This window comes from Nocardioides ferulae (genome assembly GCF_003660455.1).
Classification (GTDB): Bacteria; Actinomycetota; Actinomycetes; order Propionibacteriales; family Nocardioidaceae; genus Nocardioides; species Nocardioides ferulae.
In genome coordinates this window covers 168,067-192,354 of sequence record NZ_QZVR01000002.1, presented here as the reverse complement: position 1 = coordinate 192,354, position 24,288 = coordinate 168,067, and the positions used below count along the sequence as shown (strand labels likewise).

At 73.0% G+C, this 24,288-nt stretch carries 24 protein-coding genes and 2 tRNA genes; 8 read left to right on the top strand and 18 right to left on the bottom strand.

Annotated features, from left to right (window positions below; genetic code table 11):
* The 3 genes from rsmD to D6B71_RS03945 are packed head-to-tail and all read right to left on the bottom strand — an operon-like array spanning window position 1 to window position 4,616.
* The gene (rsmD, locus tag D6B71_RS03955; protein ID WP_121252249.1) at window positions 1-597 is read right to left on the bottom strand and encodes a 16S rRNA (guanine(966)-N(2))-methyltransferase RsmD; all 597 of its coding nucleotides are present in this window, start codon (window positions 595-597) and stop codon (window positions 1-3) included.
* Window positions 594-2,870, bottom strand: a complete 2,277-nt coding sequence (locus D6B71_RS03950) for an ATP-dependent DNA helicase RecG (protein WP_121252247.1) — start codon at window positions 2,868-2,870, stop codon at window positions 594-596. Before D6B71_RS03950 ends, rsmD begins: the two co-directional genes overlap by 4 nt.
* Window positions 2,871-2,882: 12 nt before the next feature.
* Window positions 2,883-4,616: a DAK2 domain-containing protein gene (locus D6B71_RS03945; protein ID WP_121252238.1), complete on the bottom strand. Its 1,734-nt coding sequence runs from the start codon at window positions 4,614-4,616 to the stop codon at window positions 2,883-2,885.
* Between the two features lie 175 nt (window positions 4,617-4,791).
* Between D6B71_RS03945 and rpmB the strand changes: the two genes are divergently transcribed.
* Window positions 4,792-4,977, top strand: coding sequence for a 50S ribosomal protein L28 (rpmB, locus tag D6B71_RS03940; protein ID WP_121252236.1), 186 nt, complete (start codon window positions 4,792-4,794; stop codon window positions 4,975-4,977).
* Between the two features lie 96 nt (window positions 4,978-5,073).
* Here the strand turns inward: rpmB and D6B71_RS03935 are convergent, their stop codons facing one another.
* Window positions 5,074-6,084, bottom strand: a complete 1,011-nt coding sequence (locus tag D6B71_RS03935; protein ID WP_121252234.1) for a thiamine-phosphate kinase — start codon at window positions 6,082-6,084, stop codon at window positions 5,074-5,076.
* A 105-nt stretch (window positions 6,085-6,189) separates the two neighbouring features.
* On the opposite strand from D6B71_RS03935, the gene D6B71_RS03930 reads away from it, so the two are divergent.
* Window positions 6,190-6,426 carry an Lrp/AsnC family transcriptional regulator gene (locus D6B71_RS03930; protein WP_121252232.1) on the top strand — a complete coding sequence of 79 codons (237 nt, stop codon included), beginning with the start codon at window positions 6,190-6,192 and terminating at the stop codon, window positions 6,424-6,426.
* A 30-nt stretch (window positions 6,427-6,456) separates the two neighbouring features.
* Window positions 6,457-6,960: a DUF3515 domain-containing protein gene (locus D6B71_RS03925; RefSeq protein WP_164519533.1), complete on the top strand. Its 504-nt coding sequence runs from the start codon at window positions 6,457-6,459 to the stop codon at window positions 6,958-6,960.
* Between the two features lie 177 nt (window positions 6,961-7,137).
* Here the strand turns inward: D6B71_RS03925 and D6B71_RS03920 are convergent, their stop codons facing one another.
* Window positions 7,138-8,271 carry a D-alanine--D-alanine ligase family protein gene (locus D6B71_RS03920; RefSeq protein WP_121252228.1) on the bottom strand — a complete coding sequence of 378 codons (1,134 nt, stop codon included), beginning with the start codon at window positions 8,269-8,271 and terminating at the stop codon, window positions 7,138-7,140.
* A gap of 34 nt (window positions 8,272-8,305) precedes the next feature.
* On the opposite strand from D6B71_RS03920, the gene D6B71_RS03915 reads away from it, so the two are divergent.
* Window positions 8,306-9,394, top strand: a complete 1,089-nt coding sequence (locus D6B71_RS03915; RefSeq protein ID WP_121252226.1) for a trans-sulfuration enzyme family protein — start codon at window positions 8,306-8,308, stop codon at window positions 9,392-9,394.
* A 262-nt stretch (window positions 9,395-9,656) separates the two neighbouring features.
* On the opposite strand, the gene D6B71_RS03910 is transcribed toward D6B71_RS03915, so the two are convergent.
* Window positions 9,657-10,664, bottom strand: coding sequence for an NAD(P)H-dependent glycerol-3-phosphate dehydrogenase (locus D6B71_RS03910; protein WP_121252224.1), 1,008 nt, complete (start codon window positions 10,662-10,664; stop codon window positions 9,657-9,659).
* Entirely contained in the window at window positions 10,661-11,476 is an 816-nt protein-coding gene (locus D6B71_RS03905; RefSeq protein WP_121252222.1) for a lysophospholipid acyltransferase family protein, read from the bottom strand. The genes D6B71_RS03910 and D6B71_RS03905 overlap by 4 nt, the downstream gene beginning before the upstream one ends.
* Window positions 11,477-11,622: 146 nt before the next feature.
* On the opposite strand from D6B71_RS03905, the gene cofC reads away from it, so the two are divergent.
* On the top strand, window positions 11,623-12,282 hold the full coding sequence (cofC, locus tag D6B71_RS03900) for a 2-phospho-L-lactate guanylyltransferase (RefSeq protein WP_121252220.1): 660 nt from the start codon (window positions 11,623-11,625) through the stop codon (window positions 12,280-12,282).
* 73 nt (window positions 12,283-12,355) lie between these two features.
* Here the strand turns inward: cofC and D6B71_RS03895 are convergent, their stop codons facing one another.
* The 3 genes from D6B71_RS03895 to leuC all read right to left on the bottom strand — a co-directional run bounded on the left by D6B71_RS03895 (window position 12,356) and on the right by leuC (window position 15,212).
* Entirely contained in the window at window positions 12,356-12,970 is a 615-nt protein-coding gene (locus D6B71_RS03895) for an HU family DNA-binding protein (protein ID WP_206051549.1), read from the bottom strand.
* A gap of 174 nt (window positions 12,971-13,144) precedes the next feature.
* Entirely contained in the window at window positions 13,145-13,744 is a 600-nt protein-coding gene (gene leuD / locus D6B71_RS03890; RefSeq protein ID WP_121252217.1) for a 3-isopropylmalate dehydratase small subunit, read from the bottom strand.
* 49 nt (window positions 13,745-13,793) lie between these two features.
* Entirely contained in the window at window positions 13,794-15,212 is a 1,419-nt protein-coding gene (leuC, locus tag D6B71_RS03885) for a 3-isopropylmalate dehydratase large subunit (RefSeq protein ID WP_121252215.1), read from the bottom strand.
* Between the two features lie 155 nt (window positions 15,213-15,367).
* Here leuC and D6B71_RS03880 point away from each other — a divergent pair, with 155 nt between their 5' ends.
* Window positions 15,368-16,093 carry an IclR family transcriptional regulator gene (locus D6B71_RS03880; protein WP_121252213.1) on the top strand — a complete coding sequence of 242 codons (726 nt, stop codon included), beginning with the start codon at window positions 15,368-15,370 and terminating at the stop codon, window positions 16,091-16,093.
* 13 nt (window positions 16,094-16,106) lie between these two features.
* Here D6B71_RS03880 and D6B71_RS03875 read toward each other — a convergent pair whose 3' ends face one another.
* Window positions 16,107-16,604 (bottom strand): methylated-DNA--[protein]-cysteine S-methyltransferase, encoded by a 498-nt coding sequence (locus D6B71_RS03875; protein ID WP_121252211.1) that lies wholly within the window; start codon window positions 16,602-16,604, stop codon window positions 16,107-16,109.
* Window positions 16,592-18,124, bottom strand: coding sequence for an AlkA N-terminal domain-containing protein (locus D6B71_RS03870; protein ID WP_121252209.1), 1,533 nt, complete (start codon window positions 18,122-18,124; stop codon window positions 16,592-16,594). Before D6B71_RS03870 ends, D6B71_RS03875 begins: the two co-directional genes overlap by 13 nt.
* Window positions 18,125-18,267: 143 nt before the next feature.
* Here D6B71_RS03870 and D6B71_RS03865 point away from each other — a divergent pair, with 143 nt between their 5' ends.
* Together D6B71_RS03865 and D6B71_RS03860 are read left to right on the top strand one after the other, a co-directional pair.
* The gene (locus D6B71_RS03865) at window positions 18,268-19,353 is read left to right on the top strand and encodes an LCP family protein (protein WP_121252207.1); all 1,086 of its coding nucleotides are present in this window, start codon (window positions 18,268-18,270) and stop codon (window positions 19,351-19,353) included.
* Between the two features lie 95 nt (window positions 19,354-19,448).
* Window positions 19,449-19,991, top strand: coding sequence for a hypothetical protein (locus D6B71_RS03860; RefSeq protein ID WP_121252206.1), 543 nt, complete (start codon window positions 19,449-19,451; stop codon window positions 19,989-19,991).
* Window positions 19,992-20,045: 54 nt separating this feature from the next.
* Here the strand turns inward: D6B71_RS03860 and D6B71_RS03855 are convergent.
* From D6B71_RS03855 to D6B71_RS03830, 6 genes are all read right to left on the bottom strand, one after another.
* Window positions 20,046-20,121 (bottom strand) — tRNA-Glu (locus tag D6B71_RS03855).
* Window positions 20,122-20,234: 113 nt separating this feature from the next.
* Window positions 20,235-20,306, bottom strand: a tRNA-Gln gene (locus tag D6B71_RS03850).
* A gap of 55 nt (window positions 20,307-20,361) precedes the next feature.
* On the bottom strand, window positions 20,362-21,312 hold the full coding sequence (locus D6B71_RS03845; protein ID WP_164519532.1) for a CPBP family intramembrane glutamic endopeptidase: 951 nt from the start codon (window positions 21,310-21,312) through the stop codon (window positions 20,362-20,364).
* 13 nt (window positions 21,313-21,325) lie between these two features.
* A complete protein-coding gene (gene gltX, locus D6B71_RS03840; RefSeq protein ID WP_420846302.1) occupies window positions 21,326-22,768 on the bottom strand; it encodes a glutamate--tRNA ligase in 1,443 nt (480 codons plus the stop codon).
* A gap of 47 nt (window positions 22,769-22,815) precedes the next feature.
* Window positions 22,816-23,625: a fumarylacetoacetate hydrolase family protein gene (locus D6B71_RS03835; protein ID WP_121252200.1), complete on the bottom strand. Its 810-nt coding sequence runs from the start codon at window positions 23,623-23,625 to the stop codon at window positions 22,816-22,818.
* 9 nt (window positions 23,626-23,634) lie between these two features.
* Entirely contained in the window at window positions 23,635-24,204 is a 570-nt protein-coding gene (locus tag D6B71_RS03830) for a TetR/AcrR family transcriptional regulator (protein WP_121252198.1), read from the bottom strand.
* Window positions 24,205-24,288 lie beyond the last annotated feature (84 nt).

The window sequence follows — 24,288 nt, the reverse complement described above, 5'->3', positions numbered from 1 at the left end:
CTACTCCTCGCGCTGGGGTTCGATGCGGCCCGGACTGGCGTCGGCGGCGTGACCGTACCAGAGGGCGGTCTCGCCGTAGCGACGCTGCCGGCAGTCGGTGAAGCCGGCGGGCCACACCGGCTCGGCGCTGCGAGCCGAGCGTTCGACCACCACCAGCGCGCCGGGGGCCAACCAGCCACGTTCGACCAGCGACCCGAGGTCGGCGGCCACCAGCTCGTCGGCCAGCGGGTAGGGCGGGTCGAGGAAGGCCACGTCGTACGGCGTGGGCGGGGTGCGCGCCAGCACCGTCGCCGTCGCCGCGGCCACCACCTCGACCCGCGCCCCCAGAGTCTGAGCGTTCTGCCCGATCAGCGCCGCGGTGCGCCGGTCTTGCTCGACCAGGGTGACGGCCCCGGCCCCCCGGGACCAGGCCTCGAGGCCCACCGCCCCCGACCCGGCGTAGAGATCGAGGAACCGCAGCTCGTGCAGTGAGCCGCACCACGCGACGACCGCGGAGAACAGCGCCTCGCGCACCCGGTCGCTGGTCGGCCGGGTGCTCGCGCCGCGGGGGGTGGCGAGCCGTCTGCCCTTGGCGGAGCCGGCGATGATGCGGGTCACGACTTCTCCAGGTACTCGGAGTGGCGGGAGTGCTCGAGCGCCGCGACCGCGGCGGCCAGCAGCGGCCCGCTGGTCAGCTCGGGGTCGTCGTCGAGGAGCCGCTCGGCGGCGCCCCGCGCGGCGACGATCGTGTCCTCGTCGCGCAGCACCCGGAGGTTCTGCAGGCTCGAGAAGGCGCCGGACTGCGAGGCCCCGAGCACGTCGCCCTCGCGCCGCTGCTCCAGGTCGACCCGGCTCAGCTCGAAGCCGTCGGTGGTCGCCGCGACGGCGCTCAACCGCTCGTGGGCCGGGCCGATCTGCGGCACCCGGGTCACCAGCAGGCACAGTCCCGGGTGACCGCCGCGGCCGATCCGGCCGCGCAGCTGGTGCAGCTGGGAGACGCCGAACCGGTCGGCGTCCAGCAGCACCATGACCGTCGCATTGGGCACGTCGACACCGACCTCGATCACCGTGGTCGACACCAGCACGTCGATCTCGCCGGCCGCGAAGGCACGCATCGTGGCGTCCTTGTCGTCTGCGGGCATCCGGCCGTGCAGCATCCGGACCCGCAGGCCTGCCAGCGGGCCCTCGGTGAGGTCGGCGAGCACGTCGACGACCGTGGCCAGGCCGTCGCCGGTGCGGTCGACCACCAGGTTGCCGTCGTCGTCGAAGTCGAGCTGGTCGCGCTCCCCCTGCTCGGACTCGCCTCGCTCGATGCGCGGGCAGACGACGTAGGCCTGGTGGCCCTTCTCGACCTCCTCGCGGACCCGCGCCCAGACCCGCTCGATCCACGACGGGTGCCCGACCAGGTCGACGACCGTGGTCTGGATCGGCGCCCGGCCCGCGGGCAGCTCGCTGAGCACCGAGGTCTCGAGGTCGCCGAAGACGGTCATCGCGACCGTGCGCGGGATCGGGGTGGCGGTCATCACCAGCAGGTGCGGGGGCTGCCCGGCCTTGTCGGTGAGAGCCGCGCGCTGCTCGACGCCGAAGCGGTGCTGCTCGTCGACGACCACGAGTCCGAGGTCGGCGAACATGACCTGGTCCTCCAGCAGGGCATGGGTGCCGACGACCAGCCCGGCCTCACCCGACGCGAGCCGCAGCAGCGGCTCGGTGCGCTGCCCCTTGGTCATCGACCCGGTCAGCAGCTCGACCCGGGTCGCCTCGGCGGGGGCGCCGAGCTCGCCGCCGCGGGCCAGGTCGCCCAGCAGTGCCGTGATCGAGCGGTGGTGCTGCTGGGCCAGCACCTCGGTCGGGGCGAGCAGCGCCGCCTGGCCGCCCGAGTCGACCACCCGCAGCATCGCGCGGAGCGCCACCAGCGTCTTGCCGGATCCGACCTCGCCCTGCAGCAACCGGTTCATCGGGTGCGGCTGAGCCAGGTCGTGGTCGATCTGGGCACCCACCCGCAGCTGTCCGTCGGTGAGCGTGAACGGGAGCGTGGCGTCGAAGGCGTCCAGCAGCCCCCCGGCCCGGCCTTCACGGGTGCGGCCGACCAGGCCACGCAGCTCGCGCCGGCGGCGGACCAGCACCAGCTGGGTGACCAGCGCCTCCTCGAACCGCAGCCGGCGCCGTGCGGCGTGCACCTGACCGAAGTCGGCGGGAGCGTGCAGCCAGTCCAGGGCGGTGCGCGCGTCGGGAAGGTCGTGGGCCAGGCGCACCGACTCGGGCAGCAGCTCGGGCACCTCGTCGAGCACGGTGAGCGCGAAGGCCACCGCCCGCTGGAGGTCCCAGTGGTCGAGGCCCTTGGTGAGCCGATAGATCGGATAGAGAGGGGGCACCCCCTCGGTGGAGCTCATCAACCCGCTGCTCCCCCGCTCGTCCGCCGGCGGTCCGGCCTCCTCGAGCTCGTGGTCGACACCGAACAGCACCATGGTCGGGTTGGTCAGCTGCCACTGGTCGCGGAACCGGCCCACCTGACCGACGAAGAGCCCGCGCCTGCCGGCGTGCAGCCGCCGGGCCTGCCACTGCGCGATGCCGGGCTTCTTCGCGAAGAACGACATGCGCAGCCGGGCGCCGTCGGTGCCGAGCACCGTGTCGAGCCGGTAGGCGGTGCGGCCGGTGCGGCGGTCGGTGTACTGCTGCGGGGTGCTCTGCACGATCTCACCGATCACGGTGAGCATCTGGCCCTCCTCGAGGTCCGCGACCTCGCTGAGCTCGCCGGTGGGGATGTAGCGGCGCGGGGCGTGGCGCAGCAGGTCGCCGACCGTGCGCAGGCCGAGCCCCTCGGTGAACCGCTTGACCTTGGTCGCGCCGATGCTGCCGAGCACGGCCGGCACGGGTGAGTCGAGGCTGATCACGTGGTCCTCCGCTCACTCGACGGACAGCAGCAACGGGTAGCGCTCCTGCCCCCCGTCGTACACCACGACGTCGACACCCGGATGCCGGCGCTCGGTCTGCGCGCCGCATCGTTCGGCGAGCGACGCTGCGTCGAGCGTGCGGCCCGGCGCGTGGGCACCCTCGGCGCCGGAGCCGGCCACCACGGTCACGAGCTCGCCGCCGGGGGCGAGCAGCCGCTCGACCACGGCGGCCGCGACCTCGTCGAGGTCGTCGCCGACGATCACGAAGTCGCCGGCGACCACCCCGAGCACGTCGCCGGGCTCGCACGGGCCGGCCATCGTCATCGCCTGCCGGGCCGCGATCGTGACCGCGCCGTGCCGGGCGTGGCGGGAGGTGGCGGTCATCTCCAACACGTCCTGGTCGAAGCTGCGGCCGGGCTCGTGGACCGCCAGCGCGGCCAGCCCCTGGACCTGCGCCTGGGTGGGGATCACCGCCACCCTGATGTCGCCCTCGACCGCCGGGTCGTTCTCGGCGGTGCTCGCGGCGATCCGGGCCACCCGCACCGAGTCGGGGTCGTTGGGCAGCACGACGACCTCGCAGGCGCCGCAGCCCATGATCGCCTCCAGGAGCTGCCCGGTGGAGGGCCGTCGGCCGGGGCCGCCCTCGACGACGACGGCGCCGGCCCCCTCGAAGAGCCCGGCGAGGCCGGGGCCCGCGGAGACCGCCACGACCCTGCGGCCGCTGCGGTGTCCGTGGCGTCGCTCCGGCACCCGGCCGGGGTGCTGACGGGCGTGCTGCCGGGCGATCTGGTCGGCGAAGTGGGTGACCCGCACGCGGTGCGGCCGCCCTGCCTCGATGCCTGCCTCGATCGCCGCACCGACGTCGTCGACGTGCACGTGGACGTTCCACAGGCCCTCGCCGCCCACCACGACCAGCGAGTCGCCGAGCGGCCGGAGAGCCGCGCGCAGCCGCGGGATGCGTGCGTCGTCGGCGTCGAGGAGGTACATCACCTCGTACGCCGGGCCGTCCGGTGTGAGGTCGTCCTCGAGATGGTCGGTGCGCGCCGGGATCGGGATGTGGTGGGTGCCGATCGGGCCCTTCACCGGGCTCGGGCGGCGACCGGTGAGCACGGTCTCGGCGGCGTCGAGGATGACGGTGATCCCGCGTCCGCCGGCGTCGACGACCCCGGCCTCGGCGAGGGTGCGCAGCTGTTCGGGCGTGTGCCGCAACGCCTCGCGGGCGGCGGCCGCGGCGGCGGAGAACACCTCACGCGACGGCGTGCGCCCGGAGCCGACGGTGAGCAGCGCCGCGTCGGAGGCGGCGCGCAGCACGGTGAGCATGGTGCCCTCGACCGGGGTGCCGACCGCGGCATAGCTGGCCTCGGTCGCCCGGTGCAGCGCGTCGGCCATCACCGATGCCTGCTCCTCCTCGGGTCCGGCGGAGGCGAGCCGGCGGGCGATCGCCCCGAGCATCTCGCTGAGGATCACCCCCGAGTTGCCCCGCGCGCCCATCAGCGCACCGCGGCTGAAGGCGGCCAACGCCACCGGGAGCGTGGCCCCGTCACCAGCCGGACCGGTGACCTCCCGCACCGCGTCCCGGGCGGCGGACATGGTCAGGAACATGTTGGTGCCGGTGTCGCCGTCGGGCACCGGATACACGTTGAGCGCGTCGATCTCCTCGCGCGCCTCCGCGAGCGCGTCCACCGCGACGTCGACGAAGCGCAGCACGACCGGGAGCGCGAAGGTGCTGCCGGGAACTACTTCCATCGCCTGCCCAGGTAGAGTCGGGGTGACGCGCGCGATCGGCGCGAGCGTCTCGGAGTCGAGTCCACAGGTTAGTGCGTCCTCTCGATTCGCTCGCTGAGCGAGCCATCGGATACGCTGGTGCGGTTGCCCGCCCGTCCGGGCTCGAACGAAACCTCGATCTTTTCAGGAGTTAACGGTGGCTGCCGTCTGCGACATCTGCGCCAAGAAGCCGGGCTTCGGCAACAACCGGCCCTGGTCGCGCAAGATCACGAAGCGTCGCTTCGACCCCAACATCCAGCGCGTGCGGGCGACCGTCAACGGCACCCCGAAGCGGCTCAACGTCTGCACCGGCTGCATCAAGGCCGGCAAGGTCACCCGCTGACCTCCAGCTAAGCGCGTCGGGCCCCGCCGGGCCCAGGCATCCGCGGCCGCCGTCCCCCGGGACGGCGGCCGTTCGGCTTGTCCGGGGCCGTGGTCACTAGAAGTGCGTCCAGCCGGTCTCGCCCGCGTAGGCAGCGCCGTCGACGGTGACCCGCGGCCCGTCGGGTCCGGCCTCGGCGACCTCGCCGACGACCCGCCAGCCCTCCGGCAGCGACGCCGCGTCGGGGAAGGTGGCGAGCAGGGCGTGGTCGTCCCCGCCGCCGAGCACGAACTGCAGGGGGTCCGCTCCCAGCGCGGCGCCGACCGCGTGCAGCGGCTCGGGGACCTCGAGCGCGGCGGCGTGCAGGTCCAGCGAGACCCCGGACTCCTCCGCGAGGTGGGCGGCATCGGCCAGCAGCCCGTCGGACACGTCGATCATCGCGGTGGCCCCCGACTCCGCGGCGACCGGCCCGGCGGCGTACGGCGGCTCCGGGCGCCGGTAGGCCTCCACCAGCACCCGCGGCGAGCGGAACCCCCGGCCGAGCACGGTGAGGCCCCCGGCGGCCCACCCCTGCCGGCCGGCCAGCGCCACCACGTCGCCCGGCTCGGCGCCGGAACGCAGGACCGGCGGGCTGGTGCAGGCACCCAGCACCGTCACCGCGACCACGATCTCGTCGGCCCGGGTGACGTCGCCGCCGACCACGCCGGCACCCACCTTCGCGCACTCCTGGGCGAACCCGCGCGCGAAGTCCATCACCCACGACACGGGCAGGTCCGCCGGCGCGGCCAGGCCGACGGTCAGCCACGTCGCGCGACCACCCATCGCGTTGATGTCGGAGAGGTTCTGGGCGGCCGCCCGATGGCCGACGTCGGCGGCCGAGGACCACTCCCGCCGGAAGTGCCGCCCCTCGACCATCAGGTCGGTCGACACGACCACGTGGCCGGTCCTCACCCGCAGCACCGCGGCGTCGTCGCCCGGCCCCACCAGCACCCGCTCGTCGGCGGGCAGCTCGTCGGCGAACAGCCCGGTCAGCCGGCCGATCAGGCCGAACTCGCCGGCGTCGGCGAGGGTCGGGGCGTCGGTGGCGGTGGGGCCGGAGTCGGATGAGCCGAGGGGGGAGGCAGGCATGCCACCAGTCCAGCAGATCGGGCCCCACCGGCCGGCTATGGACACCCCGAGCGGGCACGGTAGGTTGAGGCGACCGAATCCACCCCACTCTCGCGAGGAGACCCGATGGTCGTCCAGGCCTACATCCTGATCCAGACCGACGTCGGCAAGGCCGCCGAGGTGGCCACGGCGATCGCGCAGATCAAGGGAGTCACCCTCGCAGAGGACGTCACCGGCCCCTACGACGTCATCGTGCGTGCCGAGGCCCGCAACGTCGACGAGCTCGGCAAGCTCGTGGTGGCGAAGGTGCAGACCCTCGACGGCATCACCCGCACGCTGACCTGCCCGGTCGTGCACATCTGAGTGGCCTCCCCCCGGCGTTCTCGGCGCCCCGTGTCCTCCCGGACGCGGGGCGTCGCCACGTGGTCCGGGCGCTCGGGGTCGGCGTTGGTCTCGCTCCTGCTCGTCGCCTGCAGCGGCGGTGACGTGCAGGTCGACTCCCCCGACGTCTCGGCCGCCGACGCGGCAGCCTGCGAGTCGGTCCTCGACGCGTTGCCCGACCGGCTCGCCGACCACGAGGAGCGCGAGGTGCGCCCCGACGGCGCTCTCGCCCGCGCCTACGGCGACCCGGCGATCGTCGTCGTGTGCGGTGTCGGCGAGCCCGAGGGGTTCGACGTCGGGTCCGCGTGCGAGGAGGCGAACGGCGTCGGTTGGTACTTCCCCGAGAGCCAGTTCGACGACCAGGACGCCGACATCGTGCTGACCGCGGTCGACCACACCCCCCGGATGCAGGTGCTGGTGCCCGGCGACTACCGGCCCGAGGGGGTGGCCGCGGTGCTCGCCCAGCTCGCCGGGCCGGTCGGCGACCACCTGGAGAAGACCGGCGACTGCGTGTAGGCGCCGAGCCGGTCGGATCTCGGTGGTCGCGCCTGCCAGGCCCCGGTGGTCGAGCCAGTCGAGACCTTCTGCCGATCGGGTCTCGACACGCTCACGCGACCTCGTGCCTCGGTCGCGTCGCTCGCTCGACCTGCCCGGCCCACGCGCAGCGCTCGTCCCTCGCGCTGCGCTGGCCGGTCACCTCAGCCCGGTGTCGCGGTGCAGGGCGAGCTGGATCAGCCGGTCGACGAGAGCCGGGTAGTCGAGGCCGGAGGCGGCCCACATGCGCGGGAACATCGACAGCGGGGTGAAGCCCGGCATCGTGTTGATCTCGTTGACGACCGCAGTGCCGTCGGGGAAGACGAAGAAGTCCACCCGGGCCAGCCCCTCGCAGCCGACCGCCTCGAAGGCGCGGACCGCGAGTGCCTGCAGGTCGGCGGTGACCGCCGCGGGCACCTCGGCCGGGACGTCGAGCTCGGTGTGCTCCTCGGGGAGGTACTTGGCGGCGAAGTCGTAGAACTCGTGGTCGCCGGTGATCCGGATCTCCGCCGGCACGCTGGTCTCCGGAGCGCCGTCGAGGCGCTGCAGCACCCCGCACTCGATCTCGCGCGCGCCGACCGCGGCCTGCTCCAGCAGCACCTTCGGGTCGTGCTCGAGCGCGGCCGCCATCGCCGAGTCGAGCTCGGAGGCGTCGTGCACCTTGGAGATGCCGATGCTCGAGCCGCCCCGGGCGGGCTTGGCGAACAGTGGGTAGCCGAGCGCACCGGCACGGTCTCGACAGCCGATCGGGTCGGCCGACCACTGCGCGGCGGTCACGGTCACCGAGGGCAGCACCGGCAGCCCCGCGGCCGCCAGGACCACCTTCATGTAGGCCTTGTCCATGCTCACCGCGGAGGCCAGGACGCCGGCGCCGACGTAGCGCACGCCGGCCATCTCGAGCATCCCCTGGATGGTGCCGTCCTCGCCCCACGGGCCGTGCAGGAGCGGGAAGACGACGTCGACCTCGCCGAGCGTGCGCGGGGGCTGCGCCGGCTCGGTGACGACCAGGTCGGTCGAGCCGGACTCGCGGAACAGTGCCACCGGCGCCCTCTCGGCGTCGACGTGCGGCAGCGCGTCGGGCCCCTGGATGCGGAGCCGGTCGGGGTCCCCGGACTCGAGCACCCATCGGCCGTCGGCGGCGATCCCGACCGGCACCACGTCGTAGCGGTCCGGGTCGATGGCCTGCAGCACGCTGCCGGCCGTCACGCACGAGATGGCGTGCTCGCTGGAGCGGCCGCCGAAGACGACGGCGACGCGGGGCTTGCGGCTCTCGCCGTCGACTGGACGGTTCATCGACACGAAACCCTAGCGGCCTAGGCTGGCGAGCATGAGCCAGGACTCCCCCACGCCGGTCCCCGACCCCGGGCTCCGGCCCGCCACGGTCGCGGTGACGGCGGGACGCCCGCCGCACGTCGCCGACCAGCCGCTGAACCCGCCGATCGCCATGGCCTCGACGTACGTCGCCGGCGGGGACCTCGAGTACGGCCGCTACGGCAACCCCACCTGGGCGGCGTTCGAGGAGACGCTCGGAGCCCTCGAGGGCGGCCGGGCGCTCGCGTTCGCCTCCGGCCTGGCTGCGGTGGCCACGGTGCTCGACCTGGTCGGCCAGGACGCCACCGTCGTCGCCCCCCGGCACGCCTACAACGGCACCGTGATGCAGCTCGGGGACCTGGAGGCCCGCGGCCGGCTGCGCAGCGAGCTGGTCGACGTCACCGACACCGACGCGGTCGTCAAGGCGTGCGAGGACGCGGCGCTGGTGTGGCTGGAGTCGCCCACCAACCCGGCACTCGAGGTCGCCGACATCGCCACGATCGCTGCCGCCGCACACGAGGCCGGCGCCTACGTCGTGGTCGACAACACCTTCGCCACTCCCCTCCTCCAGCGCCCGCTCGAGCTCGGTGCCGACCTGGTCGTGCACTCGGTGACCAAGTACCTCGCCGGCCACAGCGACGTGCTGATGGGGGCCGTGGTGACCCGCGACGAGCAGCTGTACGGCGTGCTCAAGGGCCGCCGCGACCTGCTCGGCGCGGTTCCCGGCACCCTCGAGGCGTACCTCGCGCTGCGCGGGCTGCGCACGCTGCACCTGCGGGTCGAGCGCGCCCAGGCCAACGCCACTGACCTGGCCTCCCGCCTCGCGGCCCACCCGGCCGTCGACCAGGTCCGCTATCCCGGCTTCGGCGGCATCATCTCGATCGTGCTCGCCGGTGGCGCTCCGGCCGCGGACCTGCTGACCCGCACCACCCGGATCTGGGTGCACGCGACGAGCCTCGGCGGCGTCGAGTCGAGCTTCGAGCGCCGCCGCCGGTGGAAGTCCGAGCCGGCCACGATCCCGGACGCGCTGGTGCGTCTCTCCGTCGGCATCGAGGACGTCGAGGACCTCTGGGACGATCTGCGGCAGGCGCTCGACGCGCTCTGAGCTCGTTCCTCGGCCCGCCGCCCTGCGCCCACTCGCCCGGTCTCGACACGCTCCTGGCGGCACCCGCGGCACCACCGACCGGGGTGACCGCCCTGCGTCGCTCACCCGGTCTCGACACGCTCCTGGCGGCGCCCGCGGCGCCACCGACCGGGGTGACCGCCCTGCGTCGCTCACCGGGTCTCGACACGCTCCGTCGCGACCTCGTTCCTCGGTCGCGGTCGCTGCTCGACCACCGATGAGACCGACTGAGCTCGTTCCTCGCTCAGTCGGTCTCGGCCTTCGTGTCGCGCCGGATGAAGGAGTCCATCATCTCCTGGGCGGTCATCCGCCCGGCCACGACGGCGTCGACGTGCTCGGCGATCGGGGCGTCCACGTCGTGCTTGCGGGCCAGCGCCAGCAGCGAGGAGCAGGACTTGGCGCCCTCCGCGACCTGACGGGTCGAGGCCACGATCTCCTCGGTCGTCATGCCCTGGCCGAGCTTCTCTCCGAAGGTGCGGTTGCGCGAGAGCGGCGAGGAGCAGGTGGCCACCAGGTCGCCCAGGCCGGCCAGGCCCATCAGCGTGAGCGGGTTGGCGTCCAGCCGCATCGCCAGCCGCGCGGTCTCGGCGAGACCTCGGGTGATCACCGAGGCGGTGGTGTTGTCGCCGAACCCGAGGCCGACGGCCATGCCGACCGAGAGCGCGACCACGTTCTTGTAGGCGCCGCCGAGCTCGCAGCCGAGCACGTCGACGCTGCGGTAGGGCCGGAAGGCGGCCGTGTGGGAGCGCTGCTGGAGCATGTGGGCGACGTCCTCGTCGGCGCAGGCCACGACCGAGGCCGCGGGTTCGCGCTGGGCGATCTCCCTGGCGAGGTTGGGGCCGCTGACTACGGCGATCCGCTCGGGTCCGGCGCCGGTCACCTCGGCGATCACCTCGCTCATCCGCTTCAAGGTGCCGAGCTCGACGCCCTTCATCAACGAGACCAGGACCGCGTCCGGCGACAGCAACGGCGCCCAGTCGGTGAGGTTGTCACGCAGCGACTGGGACGGCACCGCCAAGACGACGACGTCGGCGCCCGCGGCCGCCTTCTCCGGGTCGTGGGTGGCCTCGATGACCGGGGGCAGCTCGACGCCGGGCAGGTAGTCGACGTTCTCCCGGCGGGTGTTGATCGCCTCGCACACCTCCTCGCGGCGCCCCCACATCGTCACCTCGTTGCCGGCATCGGCCAGCACGATCGAGAAGGCGGTCCCCCACGAGCCGGCGCCGAGCACCGCCACCTTGCCACCGTTCACCGCTGCTCCTCCTGGCGTCGCTGTTGGTCCGGGTGCCGGCGTCGCGCGAACCGGCGATGCTCGGGCGATCTGTTCGGGTTGCCGATCTCGCGCACGCCCGCCCTGCGGACGTCGAAGCGCTCCGCCGGGGCGGTTCCTCCACGCACCAGCTCGACCTGGCTGGTGATCGCGGCCATGATCCGGTCGGTGGCCTCGGTGATCACCTGCGCGGTGCGAGGCAGGTCGTAGAGGTCGGACAGGTCGACCGGCTCGCCGACCCGCATCGTGATCTGGGTGCGTGGGAACAGGTGCGGACGCTTCGCGTAGGGCGCCAGCAGGTGCTGGGCACCCCACTGACCGACGGGGAGGACCGGGCACCGGGTCTCCAGGGCGATCCGGGCGGCACCCGACTTGCCGCGCATCGGCCACAGGTCGGGGTCGCGGGTGATCGTGCCCTCCGGGTAGACCACCACGCACTCGCCCTCGTGCACCGCGCGGACCGCCGCGTCGTAGGCGCCCACGGCGTTGCGGCTGAGCCGCTCGACCGGGATCTGCCCGGCGGCGGTGAGGAAGAACCGGAGGAAGCGGTTGCGGAACAGCCCGGACTTGGCGAGGTAGCGAGGGATCCGGCCGTGGTCGTAGACGATGTGGGCGGCCGTGAACGGGTCGACGTGGGAGATGTGGTTCATGACCAGGAGGCAGCCGCCGGAGGCGGGGATCCTCTCCCCGTCGATCCAGGTGTGCCGGGTGGTGGCCAGCAGGATCGGCTTCACGATCGCCACGGCGATGCTCCAGGCCCAGCCCCTCCTCTGCTGCAGCTTGCGGACCTTCACGTGCTCCCTCGGCGATCGTGGTGACGCTCGTTACGTCCCGGTGACTGTCGCAGGCTACTCGTTCTCGCCCCCGGGACCGTGGCACGCCGCGTCAGCACGCGGGCCGGCGCCAGGGCTCGGGCCCGGGCCTGACAGGATCGGCGGTGATGACCGAACCCACCTCGCCGCCGGCGCGGTACGCCGTGCTCGTCCCGGTGAAGCCCCCGGCGCACGGCAAGTCCCGGTTGACCCGGCTGGCCGGCCTGACCGACGCAGCCCGTCGGCGACTCGCGTCGGCCTTCGCCGAGGACACCGTCGCCGCCTGCGCCGCCGCACAGCGGGTCGGCGCGGTGCTGGTCGTCACCGACGACGCGTTCTTCTCGACGCGCTTGGTGGCGCTGGGGGCGGCGGCGATTCCCGACGGCGCGGCCGGCGACCTCAACGCGAGCCTGGGGCAGGGTGCCGCCGAGGCGGCCCGGCGGTGGCCGGAGCTGGAGCCGGTGGTGGTCTGCGCGGACCTTCCGGCGCTGCGCGCCGAAGAGCTGGACACCGCGCTCGACGCCGTGGTCCCGGGGGGGCCGAGCATCGTCGTCGATGCCGACGGGCGGGGCACCACGCTCTACACTGCGCCGCTGCCGCAGTTCGCCCCGCTGTTCGGCCCGGACTCCCGCGCGGCGCACGTGGCCGCGGGAGCACTCGAGCTGCCCGGTGACCTGGCGACCCTGCGCCGCGACGTCGACGACCTGGCCGGCCTGGGCGAGGCCGCCCGGCTGGGCCTGGGTGCGCGGACGATCGAGGCGATCGCCGACCTGGGGCTCAGGGTCTGATCGCGGCCCGGGACCGGAACCGCCACCGGGCCGCCCTCCCGAGCGGGAGAGCGGCCCGGCCGTGCGTGTCGGGTCAGGACTTCTTGGCGGTCTTCTTCGCCGGCGCCTTCTTGGCGGTCGCCGTGGTCGTCTTCTTGGTCGCGGTCTTCTTCGCCGGCGTCGACTTCGCCGCGGTCTTCTTGGCCGGTGCCTTCTTGGCGGTGGTCGACTTCGCGGCCGTCTTGGAAGCCGCCGCCTTGGTGGTGGGCGCGCTGCTGGTCTTCTTCGCCGGCGCCTTCGTGGCCGTCTTCGTGGTCGTCGCCTTCTTGGCCGGCGTCGCCTTGCGCGCCGCGGCGGCGGCCCGACCGGGAGCGGCGGCGGCAGCCTTGGCGGCCGACCCCGAGGCGGCGACGGTCAGCTTGGGCAGCTTCTTGGCCCCCGAGACGACGTTCTTCAGGTCCGCGCCCGGGCTGAACTTGGGGACGGCGGTCTTCTTGGCCTTCATCCGCTCGCCGGTCCGCGGGTTGCGCACCCAACGGGCGTCGCGCACCCGCTTCTCGAACGACCCGAAGCCGGTGATCGCCACCTTCTCGCCCTTGGCGACCTCACGGGTGATCGTGTCGAGCACCGACTCGAGCGCGTGCGCGGCGGCCTTGCGGTTGCCCTCGAAGCGCGCGGCCAGCGCGTCGATCAGCTCAGTCTTGTTCACTGTCTTCCCTTCCAATGAACCCGGAGCCGAGCCTGTGCTCGACATTCTTCCTGCGCACGCTAGGTAGTCGTGGCCTTCGCCACAATCGCCACGCCGAAACCCGCTCCGGATATTTCTGCCCGTCCAGACGGGGCCGGGCCCGTCGCCGGGACGGTCGAGGGGTCGATCGACAGGTCAGAGCGTGGCCGGCTTCCAGCTGGGACGCTGCTGCTCGAAGGCGGAGATGTCGTCGGCGTGGCCGAGGGTGATCCCGATGTCGTCGAGCCCCTCGAGCAGCCGCCAGCGGGTGTAGTCGTCGATGTCGAAGGAGTCCTCGATCGCGTCGGGGCCCTCACCCGCGCGCACCGTGCGCGACTCGAGGTCGACGGTGACGGTGGCGCCGGGCTGGGCGTCGAGCAGGTCCCACAGCCGCTGCACGACCTTCTCGTCGACCTGGGCGGCGAGCAGGCCCGCCTTGCCGGAGTTGCCCCGGAAGATGTCGGCGAAGCGGGGCGAGATCACGGCCTTGAAGCCGTAGTTCTGCAGCGCCCAGACGGCGTGCTCGCGCGAGGAGCCGGTGCCGAAGTCGGGCCCGGCCACCAGCACCGACCCGCCGGCGTACGCCGGGTTGTTGAGGACGAAGTCGGCGTCGCCGCGCCACGCGGCGAAGAGGCCGTCCTCGAAGCCGGTGCGGGTGACCCGCTTGAGGTAGACCGCGGGGATGATCTGGTCGGTGTCGACGTTGCTGCGGCGCAGCGGCACTCCGACGCCCGTGTGGGTGGTGAACTTCTCCATGACGTTCCTTCGGTGATCGAGCTTTGTCGAGATCGGGCGAGGCGCGGCGTCAGCTCGGCGCCGTCACCGGCTCGAGGTCGGCGGGCGAGGACAGCGTGCCGCGGATCGCGGTGGCCGCGGCGACCGGCACCGACACCAGGTGGGTGCGGCCGCCCTTGCCCTGCCGGCCCTCGAAGTTGCGGTTCGACGTCGACGCGCTGCGCTCGCCGGGGGTGAGCTGGTCGGGGTTCATGCCCAGGCACATCGAGCAGCCGGCGCCGCGCCACTCGCCGCCGGCCTCCTTGAACACCACGTCGAGGCCCTCCTCCTCGGCCTGCAGCCGGACCCGGACCGATCCGGGCACGACGAGCAGGCGGGTGTCGGGGTCGACCTTGCGGCCCTTGACGATCTCGGCGGCGGTGCGCAGGTCCTCGATGCGGCCGTTGGTGCAGGAGCCGACGAAGACGGTGTCGACCTTGACCTCGCGCATCGCGGTGCCGGCCTCGAGGCCCATGTAGCGCAGGGCGTTCTCGGCGGCCACCCGGTCGCTGTCGTCCTCGAAGCTGGCGGGGTCGGGCACCGAGGCGCCCAGCGGGACACCCTGGCCGGGGTTGGTGCCCCAGGTGACGAACGGGGTCATCGTGGAGGCGTCGAGCACGATCTCCTCGTCGAAGACGGCGTCGTCGTCGGTGACCAGGGTGCGCCAGTGCGCCACCGCGGCGTCCCAGTCGGCACCCTTGGGCGCCTCGGGGCGGCCCTCGATGTAGTCGAAGGTGGTCTGGTCGGGGGCGATCATGCCGGCCTTGGCGCCCCACTCGATGCTCATGTTGCACACGGTCATCCGGGCCTCCATGGAGAGCTCGCGGATCGCCTGGCCGCGGTACTCCACGATGTAGCCCTGACCGCCGCCGGTGCCGGTGTGCGCGATCAGCGTGAGCACGAGGTCCTTGGCGGTGACCCCGGCGGGCAGGCTGCCGTTGACGGTGACCGCCATCGTCTTCGGCTTCGCCTGCATCAGGGTCTGGGTCGCGAGCACGTGCTCGACCTCGGAGGTGCCGATGCCGAACGCGATCGCGCCGAAGGCGCCGTGGGTGCTGGTGTGGCTGTCGCCGCAGACGATCGTCATGCCCGGCTGGGTCAGGCCCAGCTGCGGGCCGACCACGTGCACGATGCCCTGCTCGATGTCGCCCAGCGGGTGCAGCCGGACGCCGAACTCCTCGGCGTTGCGGCGCAGCGTCTCGACCTGGGTGCGCGACACCGGGTCGGCGATCGGCTTGTCCCAGTCGAGGGTGGGGACGTTGTGGTCCTCGGTGGCGAGGGTGAGGTCGGGACGGCGGACGGTGCGCCCGGCGAGCCGGAGACCGTCGAACGCCTGCGGCGACGTCACCTCGTGGATGAGGTGGAGGTCGATGTACAGCAGGTCCGGCTCTCCAGCGGTGGACCGGACGACGTGCTCGTCCCAGACCTTCTCGGCCAGGGTCTTGCCCATGACGTGCTCCCTCGATGCTCGCTCGTGTGCTGGCAGGTGCTGCCAGCCGATGCTGTCACTGGCGCCCGACCGCCGCCCGGGTCTCGGGCCGGAAGCCAGGCAGGTCACACATGCTACCCCTTGCATCCCATGATCTGAGACGTCAGTATTGCCATATGGACAACTCTTCCAGTGGCGTCGGCGTGCTGGACAAGGCCGCCCTCGTGCTCACCGCCCTCGAGTCCGGCCCCGCGACCCTGGCCGGCCTGGTCGCCGGCACCGGCCTGGCCCGGCCCACGGCCCACCGCCTGGCCGTCGCCCTGGAGCATCACCGCCTGGTGGCGCGCGACATGCAGGGCCGGTTCGTCCTCGGGCCGCGCCTGGCCGAGCTGTCCGCCGCCGCCGGCGAGGACCGGCTGCTCGCCACCGCCGGCCCGGTGCTGGCCCGGCTCCGCGACATCACCGGGGAGTCCGCCCAGTTGTGGCGGCGCCAGGGCGACCACCGCGTCTGCGTGGCCGCCGCCGAGCGGCCCAGTGGACTGCGCGACACCATCCCGGTCGGCTCGCAGCTGACCATGCGGGCCGGCTCGGCCGCGCAGGTGCTGCTCGCCTGGGAGGACCCCGAGCGGATGCACCGCGGCCTGCAGACCTCGGCGTTCTCGGCGGCCGCGCTCTCGGGGGTGCGCAAGCGCGGCTGGGCCCAGTCGGTCGGCGAGCGCGAGCAGGGGGTCGCCTCGGTCTCCGCACCGGTGCGCTCCCCCGGCGGCAAGGTGATCGCGGCGGTGTCGGTCTCCGGGCCGCTCGAGCGGCTCTCCCGCCAGCCGGGCCGCATGCACGCCCCGGCGGTCATCGCCGCGGCCGAGCGGCTCTCGGAGTCGCTGCGGCGCGCGGCCGCGGAGTAGCCGACCCGCACGGTCAGAACAGTGCGCCGGCCTCGACCCCCGCGCCCCGCTCGAGCCCCAGCAGCGCCCGCTTGCGGTCGAGGCCGCCGGCGTACCCGGTGAGGGTGCCGTTGGCGCCGATCACCCGGTGGCAGGGGATCGCGATCGCGATCGGGTTGCGACCGTTGGCCAGGCCGACGGCCCGCGAGGCCCCGGGGACCATGCCCAGCCGTGCCGCGATGGCGCCGTACGACGTGGTCTCGCCGTAGCCGATGCCGCGCAGCTCCTGCCACACGCGCATCTGGAACGGGGTGCCGACAGGCGCCAGCGGCAGGTCGAACTCACGGAGCTCGCCGGCGAAGTAGGCGTCCAGCTGGCGCACCGCCTCGCGCAGCAGCGGGTGCTCGTCGTCGCGCTCGGACTCGGGGAGCAGTCTGGCCTCGGGCAGTGGGGCGAACTCCAGCGCGACGATCGCGCCGTCACGCTCGGTCACGCGGATCTCGCCGACAGGGCTGGGGGTCAGGGTCCACACGGGGCACCTCCGGAGGGGGTCGTCGTCGCAACGGTGGCCGACGGCATGAGCGTCTGCCACAGGTGGAGCAGGGCGTAGGAGCGCCAGGGGCGCCAAGCCGCCGGGCTGAGCTCGGCGAGGTCGCGGCCGAGCCGGGTGAGCGCCTGCCGCACGCCCAGGTCGGTGGGCAGGAACACGTCGGGGTCGCCGAGCGCACGCAGCGCGACGTAGTCGGCGGTCCAGGGGCCGATGCCCGGCTGGGCGAGCAGGGCCGAGCGGACACCGTCGCGGTCGGCACCTCGGTCGAGCGCGATGTCGCGACGGGCCAGCGCCGCCGCGAGCCCGACCAGCGCGCGCCCGCGGGCGCGCGGCATCGGCAGCGATGCCGGGTCGACCTCAGCCAGGGTCTCGGCGTCTGGGAACAGGTGGGTCAGGCCGGGCACGCCGGTCTCGACCCGACGGCCGTGCTCGGCCACCAGGCGCCCGGTGACGGTGCGGGCCCCCGCCACGCTGACCTGCTGCCCGACGACCGCCCGCACGGCGAGCTCGTCACCGTCGACCTGGCCGGGCACGCGCAGTCCGGGCCGCCGCCGGACCAGCGGTCCCACGAGCGGGTCGCCGGCGAAGTGGGCGTCGACCGCGACCGGGTCGCAGTCGGCGTCGAGCAGCCGGCGGGTGCGCTCGACGGCGGCGCCGGTGTCGCGCAGGTCGGTGAGCGTGAACGTCGCCGGGACGAACGCGGTCGCCCCACTCTCGGCCCGGTCGGCGGCGCCCACCTCGAGCCGCACGCAGCCGGGCCCGAACGGCAGGTCGAGCGTGCGGGCGTACCACCCCTCGCCGACGGCCTCGACGCCCGGCACCAGGTGGTGGGCCAGGAAGTCGAGCAGCGCCTCACCCGCGAACGGGGAGCGCACGGCGAGGCGCAGCGACACCGTGCCGCGGGTGGCCGCCGGCCGCCCCCGTCGCCCGCGCAGCTGCGTGGGCGAAGCGTCGTAGACGTCGCGCATCGTCTCGTTGAACTGCCGGACGCTGGAGAAGCCGGCCGCGAACGCGACGTCGGCGTAGCCGAGGTCGGTGGTCTCGATCAGCACGCGCGCGTTCTGCGCCCGGCGGGCCCGGGCCAGCGCGAGAGGCCCGGCGCCGAGCTCGGCGGTCAGCAGCCGGGTGAGGTGCCGAGGGGTGTAGCCCAGCCGGCCGGCGAGCCCGTCGACCCCCTCGCGGTCGACCACACCGTCGCCGATGAGGCGCATCGCGCGACCCGCGGCGGTGGCGCGGACGTCCCAGTCGGGGCTCCCGGGTGTGGCGTCGGGCAGGCAGCGCTTGCAGGCGCGGTAGCCGGCCGCCTGGGCGGCTGCGGCGCTGGGGTGGAACGTGACGTTGGCGTACGCCGGGGTGCGGGCCGGGCAGGAGGGGCGGCAGTAGATGCCGGTGGTGCGCACGGCGGTGAAGAACACGCCGTCGAACCGACGGTCGCGGGACTTCACGGCGCGATAGCAGGACTCGGGATCGAGCACCGCGCGACTGCCGGACGAGCTGGTCATGGCTCCATCGTGACCGACGCCACCGACACTCTCTGGCGGGAATCGGACACGGTCGCGAGCCTAACGCCACCGATCGGCACCGACGGCCCCGTAGGCTCCGGACGAGCCACGACTCTCGGGATCCCTGCTGGAAGGACCCCTGCATGCCCCACCGCCGGCGTCGCCGCCGCCCCGTGCTGCGCGTCATCCTCGTCGCCGAGCTGGTCGTCGCCCTGGTCACCGGGCTCACGGTGACCCTGGCCTACTCGGAGGTCGACCGCGGCATCGAGGAGGGGCCGGGGATCGAGCACGAGGTCGACCGGAAGCAGCCGGTGCACGACACCTCGGAGCTGAACATCCTCGTGCTGGGCACCGACCGCCGCGACTGCGTCGACTGCGGGGTGGACGCCGAGTCCGGCGGGGGCGGCTCGGACACGACGATCCTGCTGCACGTCGCCGACGGTCGCGAGTCGGCGTACGGCATCTCGATCCCGCGGGACACGCTCGTCGACCGTCCGGAGTGCGTCGTCGGCGGTGAGCCCGGCGGCGAGATCGTGCCGGCCGAGCAGGACGCCACCTGGAACGAGGCGCTCGCACTCGCCGGACCGCAGTGCACGGCGGCCCAGCTCGAGGCCACGACCGGCATCTACGTCGACTCCTATGTCGTCTTGGACTTCGGCGGCTTCAAGGACATGGTCGACGCGATCGACGGCGTCGAGGTCTGCATCCCCGAGCCGATCGCCGACGACAAGGCCAAGATCTACTTCGACGCCGGCACCCAGACCCTCGACGGTGACCTGTCCCTCGACTACGTCCGCCAGCGCAGCTCCACCCCGAACTCCGACCTCGGCCGGATGAAGCGGCAGCAGGCGTTCATGGCCTCGATGATCGGCAAGGTCCTCACCGCCGGCACGCTCACCCGGCCCGACAAGCTCTACTCCTTCGCTCGGGCCCTGACCGGCTCGCTGCAGACCAGCCCGGACCTCGCTTCGGCGGGCAAGCTCGTCCAGCTCGCCGAGTCGCTGCAGCACGCCGACCTGCGCGACATCCGGTTCGTGACCGCTCCTACTGCCGAGTTCCCCCGCGAAGACCCGAACTGGGGCCGACTCGAGCTGACCGAGGACGCCGAGAAGCTGTGGCGCAAGGTCATCGCCGACGAGCCGCTGGGCCGGCTCGGCAAGGGCGCGGTCAGCGGCAGGAACCCCGGCGGCTCGCCCGAGGACGCAGCCGAGAACGGGCTGTGCGGCTGAGCGCCTCACGGTGAAAGACCCCCGGAACCGGGTTAGAGCGGGACAGCGCAGGGAAGGACCTGTCCGCCACCCGCACCGACCCTCGGAGGAACCGCATGCGCCGCACCCTGGCCGCTCTCGTCACCGCCAGTCTCGTCCTGCTGACCCCTGCTGCCGCGCAGGCCGCGACGTCGACCACCAGGAAGGACGCCCAGGGCGACGTCGCCTCCAACCTGGACCTCAAGCGGGTGACGCTGACCAAGGACGGCAAGAAGATCGTCGTCACCTTCCGGACGTGGGAGGCGATCGCCGACGAGGACCTGACCTTCCCCGGGGGGCTCGGCGCCGACTTCCGGATCTCGAAGAAGATCATCCGCGGCGCCGCCGTGCGATACCGCGACGGCGAGGTCTCGGCCGACATCTGCAGCTACCGGGTCACGGGCTCGGGAGAGCCGCGCAAGTGCTCCACCGTCCCCTCCAAGCGGACCGGTGACAGCTCGTTCCGGATCACGATCCCGCTGAAGAGGATCGACAAGGGCACCCGGACGCTGCGTTGGCGGGCCTCGTCGTTCGCGATGGCCGGGACCGCCGGCTGCCCCGACACCTGCATCGACAGCGCCGGCAAGGGCGGCGCGAAGTACTACCGCTGGAAGCTCTGACGGCTCGCTCCACGACGAAGGGCCCCGGTCTGCCGACCGGGGCCCTTCTCGGTGTGGTACCCCCGACCGGATTCGAACCGGCGCTACCGCCTTGAGAGGGCGGCGTGCTAGGCCGCTACACAACGGGGGCATGCACTGCGGTCGCTCTCGACCGACCCTCTCGAGCCTGCCTCGAACAACCTGCGAAACCCTAGCCTGCGCTGGGGATCCGCACAAAATCGCGGCCCGCAGGCCGCGATCTCGCTGGGATACTAGGACTCGAACCTAGACTAACTGAACCAGAATCAGTCGTGCTGCCAATTACACCATATCCCACTGACTTGGTTCACTTCGGGCGCCTCCCAGCGCCTTCCGGAACCGAGGAGAGACCTTACACGGGTGGGTTTCGGGCCACCAAAACGGGCTCCCCGGTGCGCGACTCGACGCCCATCCGGCGGGCCACCAGCAGGGTCAGCCCGAGGAAGGCCAGCGACTGGGTCAGCGTCACCGGGATGCTCCACCACGAGCCGCCGGTGGGGTTCAGCGTGGACGCCATGTCGCCGAACGCCAGCGCCAGCCCGAAGGCCAACCAGTTGTTCAGCACGTGCATGGCGATGCCGGCCTCCAGGCCGCCGGTGGCGATCACGAGGATCCCCGAGACCACACCGAACGCGAACCGGTCGAAGAAGACCGGCAGGTCCTGGGCGCCGTGCGCCAGGGCGAACAGCAGCGCCGGTCCGAGCACCGCCACCCACCGGGAGCCGAGCAGCCCGCCGAAGGCCTGGGTGAGGTAGCCGCGGAAGGCGTACTCCTCCCCCGCGGCCTGGAGCGGCGTGAGCAACAGCACCACCAGCGCGAAGTCGCGGGTGGTGGTGGTGAAGTCGTTGAGCCCGCCGTCCATCGAGGTGTCGGCGCCCTGGGCCGGCAGCAGCGCGGAGACCAGCACGGTCACCACGAGCGCCGCGAACGCCAGCGCGAAGCAGGTCGCCAGCCAGCCCCAGCGCAGTCGCCCGCGCACCGACGAGGCCCAGCCGGGTCGCAGGGCGTGCAGCAGCCACACCAGGCCGAGCACCACCGGGATCGCGGCCGCCAGCGACAGGTTGAGGTAGGCCAGGCTGACCGGGGTTGGGTCGTCGAGGTCGACCAGCCGGTCCAGCGCCGCCCCCACGTCAGAGCCGGCGACGGCGTAGCCGACCAGGAAGACCACGGTGAGCCCGATCGGGATCACCACGACCATCAGCGCCAGCAGCGTGAAGACGCCGAGGATCGACCACCACCTGCTGCCCCGGCCCGCCCGGAACAGCTCGTGATAGGCCAGCCCGGCCGACGGAGAAGCAAGCACCCCCGGTCGCCCGTCAGCCCAGCGCGCGCTGCAGCCGCGCCAGGCTGCGGTCGCGGCCGAGCAGCTCCATCGACTCGAACAGCGGCGGCGACACGCGGCGACCACTCACGGCCACCCGGACCGGCCCGAAGGCGAGCCGCGGCTTGAGCCCCAGGCCCTCGACCAGCGCGGACTGCAACGCCTCCTGGATGTCGCCGGCCGCCCAGCCGTGCAGGCCCGCCAGCGCGTCGTGGGCCGCCCGGACGACCCGGAGGCCGTCGGCGTCGAGAAGCTTGGCCGCGTCGGCCTCGTCGACGGTGAAGTGCTCCTCGTCGACGAACAGGAAGCCGAGCATGTCGGTGGCCTCGGTGAGCTTGTTGATGCGCTCGGCGACCAGCGGCATGGCCAGCTCGAGAAGCTGGGCGTCGGAGTCGCTCACCGGGTCGGAGACCACGCCGGCGGCCTTGAGGTGGGGCAGCACCCGGTGGGTGATCTCGTCGAGCGAGAGCAGCCGCATGTGCGCCGCGTTGATCGCCTCGGCCTTCTTGAGGTCGAAGCGCGCCGGGTTGGGGTTGACGTCCTTGATGTCGAACGCCTCGACCATCTCGGCGAGCGTGAACACGTCGCGATCGGCCGCGATCGCCCACCCCAGCAGCGCGAGGTAGTTCAGCAGCCCCTCCGGGAGGAAGCCCTGCTCGCGGTAGAGCGCCATGTGCGCCTGCGGGTCGCGCTTGGAGAGCTTCTTGTTGCCCTCCCCCATGACGTAGGGCAGGTGCCCGAACGCGGGGGTCCCCGTGGCGACCCCGATCGCCTTGAGGCCCTCGAACAACGCGATCTGACGCGGGGTGCTCGAGAGGAGGTCCTCCCCGCGCAGCACGTGGGTGATCCGCATGGTGGCGTCGTCGACCGGCGCGGTCAGCGTGTAGAGCGGGTCGCCGTTGGCGCGGGCGAGCGCGAAGTCGGGGACGTGCTCGGTCTGGAACGTGATCGGCCCGCGGACCAGGTCGTCGAAGGTGATCTCGCCCTCCGGCATCCGGAACCGCACGACCGGCTGGCGACCCTCGCCGCGGAAGGCCGCCACCTGCTCCTCGGAGAGCTCGCGGCAGAAGCCGTCGTACCCCATCGCCTTGGAGCCGGAGGCCTTGCGGCGCGCGTCGACCTCCTCGGTGGTGCAGTAGCAGTCGTAGGTGTACGCCGACTCGCGCAGCTTCGCGAGCACGTCGGTGTAGATGTCGGTGCGCTCGGACTGGCGGTAGGGGCCGTAGGGGCCGCCGACCACGACCCCCTCGTCCCAGGAGAGGCCGAGCCACTGCATCAGGTCGATGAGCGACTCGTAGGACTCCTCGGTGTTGCGCTCCTTGTCGGTGTCCTCGATGCGGAACACGAAGGTGCCGCCGTGCTTGCGCGCGAACGCCCAGTTGTAGAGGGCGGTGCGGGCCAGGCCGACGTGCGGCGAGCCGGTGGGGCTCGGGGCCATGCGGACGCGGACGGGGCCGGTCGTGGGGGTGCTGCTCACTGCGGGGGTCACCTTGCCTTGACGGGGTTCGTGAGGGTGCCGAGGCCGGCGATCGAGACCTCGACCTCGTCGCCCACCTCCATCGGGCCGACACCCGCGGGGGTGCCGGTGAGGATGACGTCGCCAGGGAGCAGCGTCATCACGCTCGAGACGTGGGCGACCAGGGTCGGGATGTCGAAGATCAGGTCGCGGGTGCTGCCGTCCTGCTTGAGGTCGCCGTTGAGGTGGGTCTGGACCGCGCGTCCCTCGGCGAAGTCGTGCGGGTCGAGGTCCGTCTCGATCCAGGGGCCCAGGGGGCAGAACGAGTCGAACCCCTTGGCCCGGGTGAACTGCACGTCGCTGCGCTGCAGGTCGCGGGCGGTCACGTCGTTGCCGATCGTGTAGCCGAAGATCACGTCGGTGGCCTGCTCCGGCGGCACGTCACGGCAGATCCGGCCGATCACCAGCGCGAGCTCGCCCTCGAAGTGCAGCTCCTGGGTCTGGCGGGGGTAGAAGATCGGGTCACCCGGGCCGACAACGCTGGTGTTGGGCTTGAGGAACATCAGCGGCTCGTCCGGGACGTCGCTGTCCATCTCGGCGGCGTGGGCGGCGTAGTTGCGGCCGATGCCGACGACCTTGCTGCGCGGCAGCACCGGCGCGAGCAGCCGGACGTCGGCCAGCCGGTGCTGCTCCTCGAGCAGCTTGATCCCGACGTAGAGGGGGTCGCCGGCCAGGGCGACCACGACGCTGTCGTCGGCCGGCTGGCCGAACTCGTCGACCTCTCCGGTCACGACGCCGAACTGGGGCTCCTCGCCCGTGGTGAATCTCGCGATGCGCACCCGGCGAGCCTAACGACCCGGCCCCCGCTCCGACGCCCGGCCGGGGTCGCGAGTGAGCCGGGCCGCGGCGTAACGCAGCACCAGGCGCCGGGTCGAGGCGTCCAGGCCGCGCGCGAAGGCCCCGTCGACGGTGGCCCGGAACACCGCGACGGCGGCACCGACCTCGCGCGCCGGCACCTGCTCGCGGAAGGCGTCGGTGAAGCGATCGGTCAGCACCTCGTCGATGCGAGCGAGACAGTCGGCGACCACCTCCGAGCGACCGGCGTTCTCGTAGAGAAAGCCGAACATCGGCCACAGGGACGCCAACCGGTCGGTGGTCCACAGGAGCCGGGGCACCGGTGGCAGGTCGGCGGGTGGCGGCTCCGCGAGCTCGGCGGCGAGCAGCCGCTCCAGCGCGGCGACGAGGAGGTGAGCCCGGGAGGGGAAGTACCAGTAGACGGTGTTCTGTGCGACGCCGAGCTCGCGGGCGATCGCCGCCACCGACAGCGCGGCGGGGCCGCCGTCGCGCAGCCGGGCCTCGGCGGCGTGCAGGATCGCAATCCGTCTCCCCGCCTGGTCGGCGGCGCGGGACCCCGGCATTCTTGACACCCTCTCAAGAGTCAGTTCGCACTGTGTCTTGAGAGCATCTCAAGGCAGGTCAAGCCCGAGAGGGACCCTCCCAAC

What these genes read in the sequence shown, in the direction of transcription:
- D6B71_RS03920 (WP_121252228.1), bottom strand. Translation starts at nt 8,271, where the DNA reads ATGAACCGTCCAGTCGACGGCGAGAGCCGCAAGCCCCGCGTCGCCGTC.
- D6B71_RS03945 (WP_121252238.1), bottom strand. Translation starts at nt 4,616, where the DNA reads ATGGAAGTAGTTCCCGGCAGCACCTTCGCGCTCCCGGTCGTGCTGCGC.
- D6B71_RS03935 (WP_121252234.1), bottom strand. Translation starts at nt 6,084, where the DNA reads ATGCCTGCCTCCCCCCTCGGCTCATCCGACTCCGGCCCCACCGCCACC.
- D6B71_RS03860 (WP_121252206.1), top strand. Translation starts at nt 19,449, where the DNA reads ATGCGCCGCACCCTGGCCGCTCTCGTCACCGCCAGTCTCGTCCTGCTG.
- D6B71_RS03930 (WP_121252232.1), top strand. Translation starts at nt 6,190, where the DNA reads ATGGTCGTCCAGGCCTACATCCTGATCCAGACCGACGTCGGCAAGGCC.
- leuD (WP_121252217.1), bottom strand. Translation starts at nt 13,744, where the DNA reads ATGGAGAAGTTCACCACCCACACGGGCGTCGGAGTGCCGCTGCGCCGC.
- D6B71_RS03830 (WP_121252198.1), bottom strand. Translation starts at nt 24,204, where the DNA reads ATGCCGGGGTCCCGCGCCGCCGACCAGGCGGGGAGACGGATTGCGATC.
- gltX (WP_420846302.1), bottom strand. Translation starts at nt 22,768, where the DNA reads ATGGCCCCGAGCCCCACCGGCTCGCCGCACGTCGGCCTGGCCCGCACC.
- leuC (WP_121252215.1), bottom strand. Translation starts at nt 15,212, where the DNA reads ATGGGCAAGACCCTGGCCGAGAAGGTCTGGGACGAGCACGTCGTCCGG.
- D6B71_RS03870 (WP_121252209.1), bottom strand. Translation starts at nt 18,124, where the DNA reads ATGACCAGCTCGTCCGGCAGTCGCGCGGTGCTCGATCCCGAGTCCTGC.
- D6B71_RS03865 (WP_121252207.1), top strand. Translation starts at nt 18,268, where the DNA reads ATGCCCCACCGCCGGCGTCGCCGCCGCCCCGTGCTGCGCGTCATCCTC.
- D6B71_RS03915 (WP_121252226.1), top strand. Translation starts at nt 8,306, where the DNA reads ATGAGCCAGGACTCCCCCACGCCGGTCCCCGACCCCGGGCTCCGGCCC.
- D6B71_RS03880 (WP_121252213.1), top strand. Translation starts at nt 15,368, where the DNA reads ATGGACAACTCTTCCAGTGGCGTCGGCGTGCTGGACAAGGCCGCCCTC.
- cofC (WP_121252220.1), top strand. Translation starts at nt 11,623, where the DNA reads ATGACCGAACCCACCTCGCCGCCGGCGCGGTACGCCGTGCTCGTCCCG.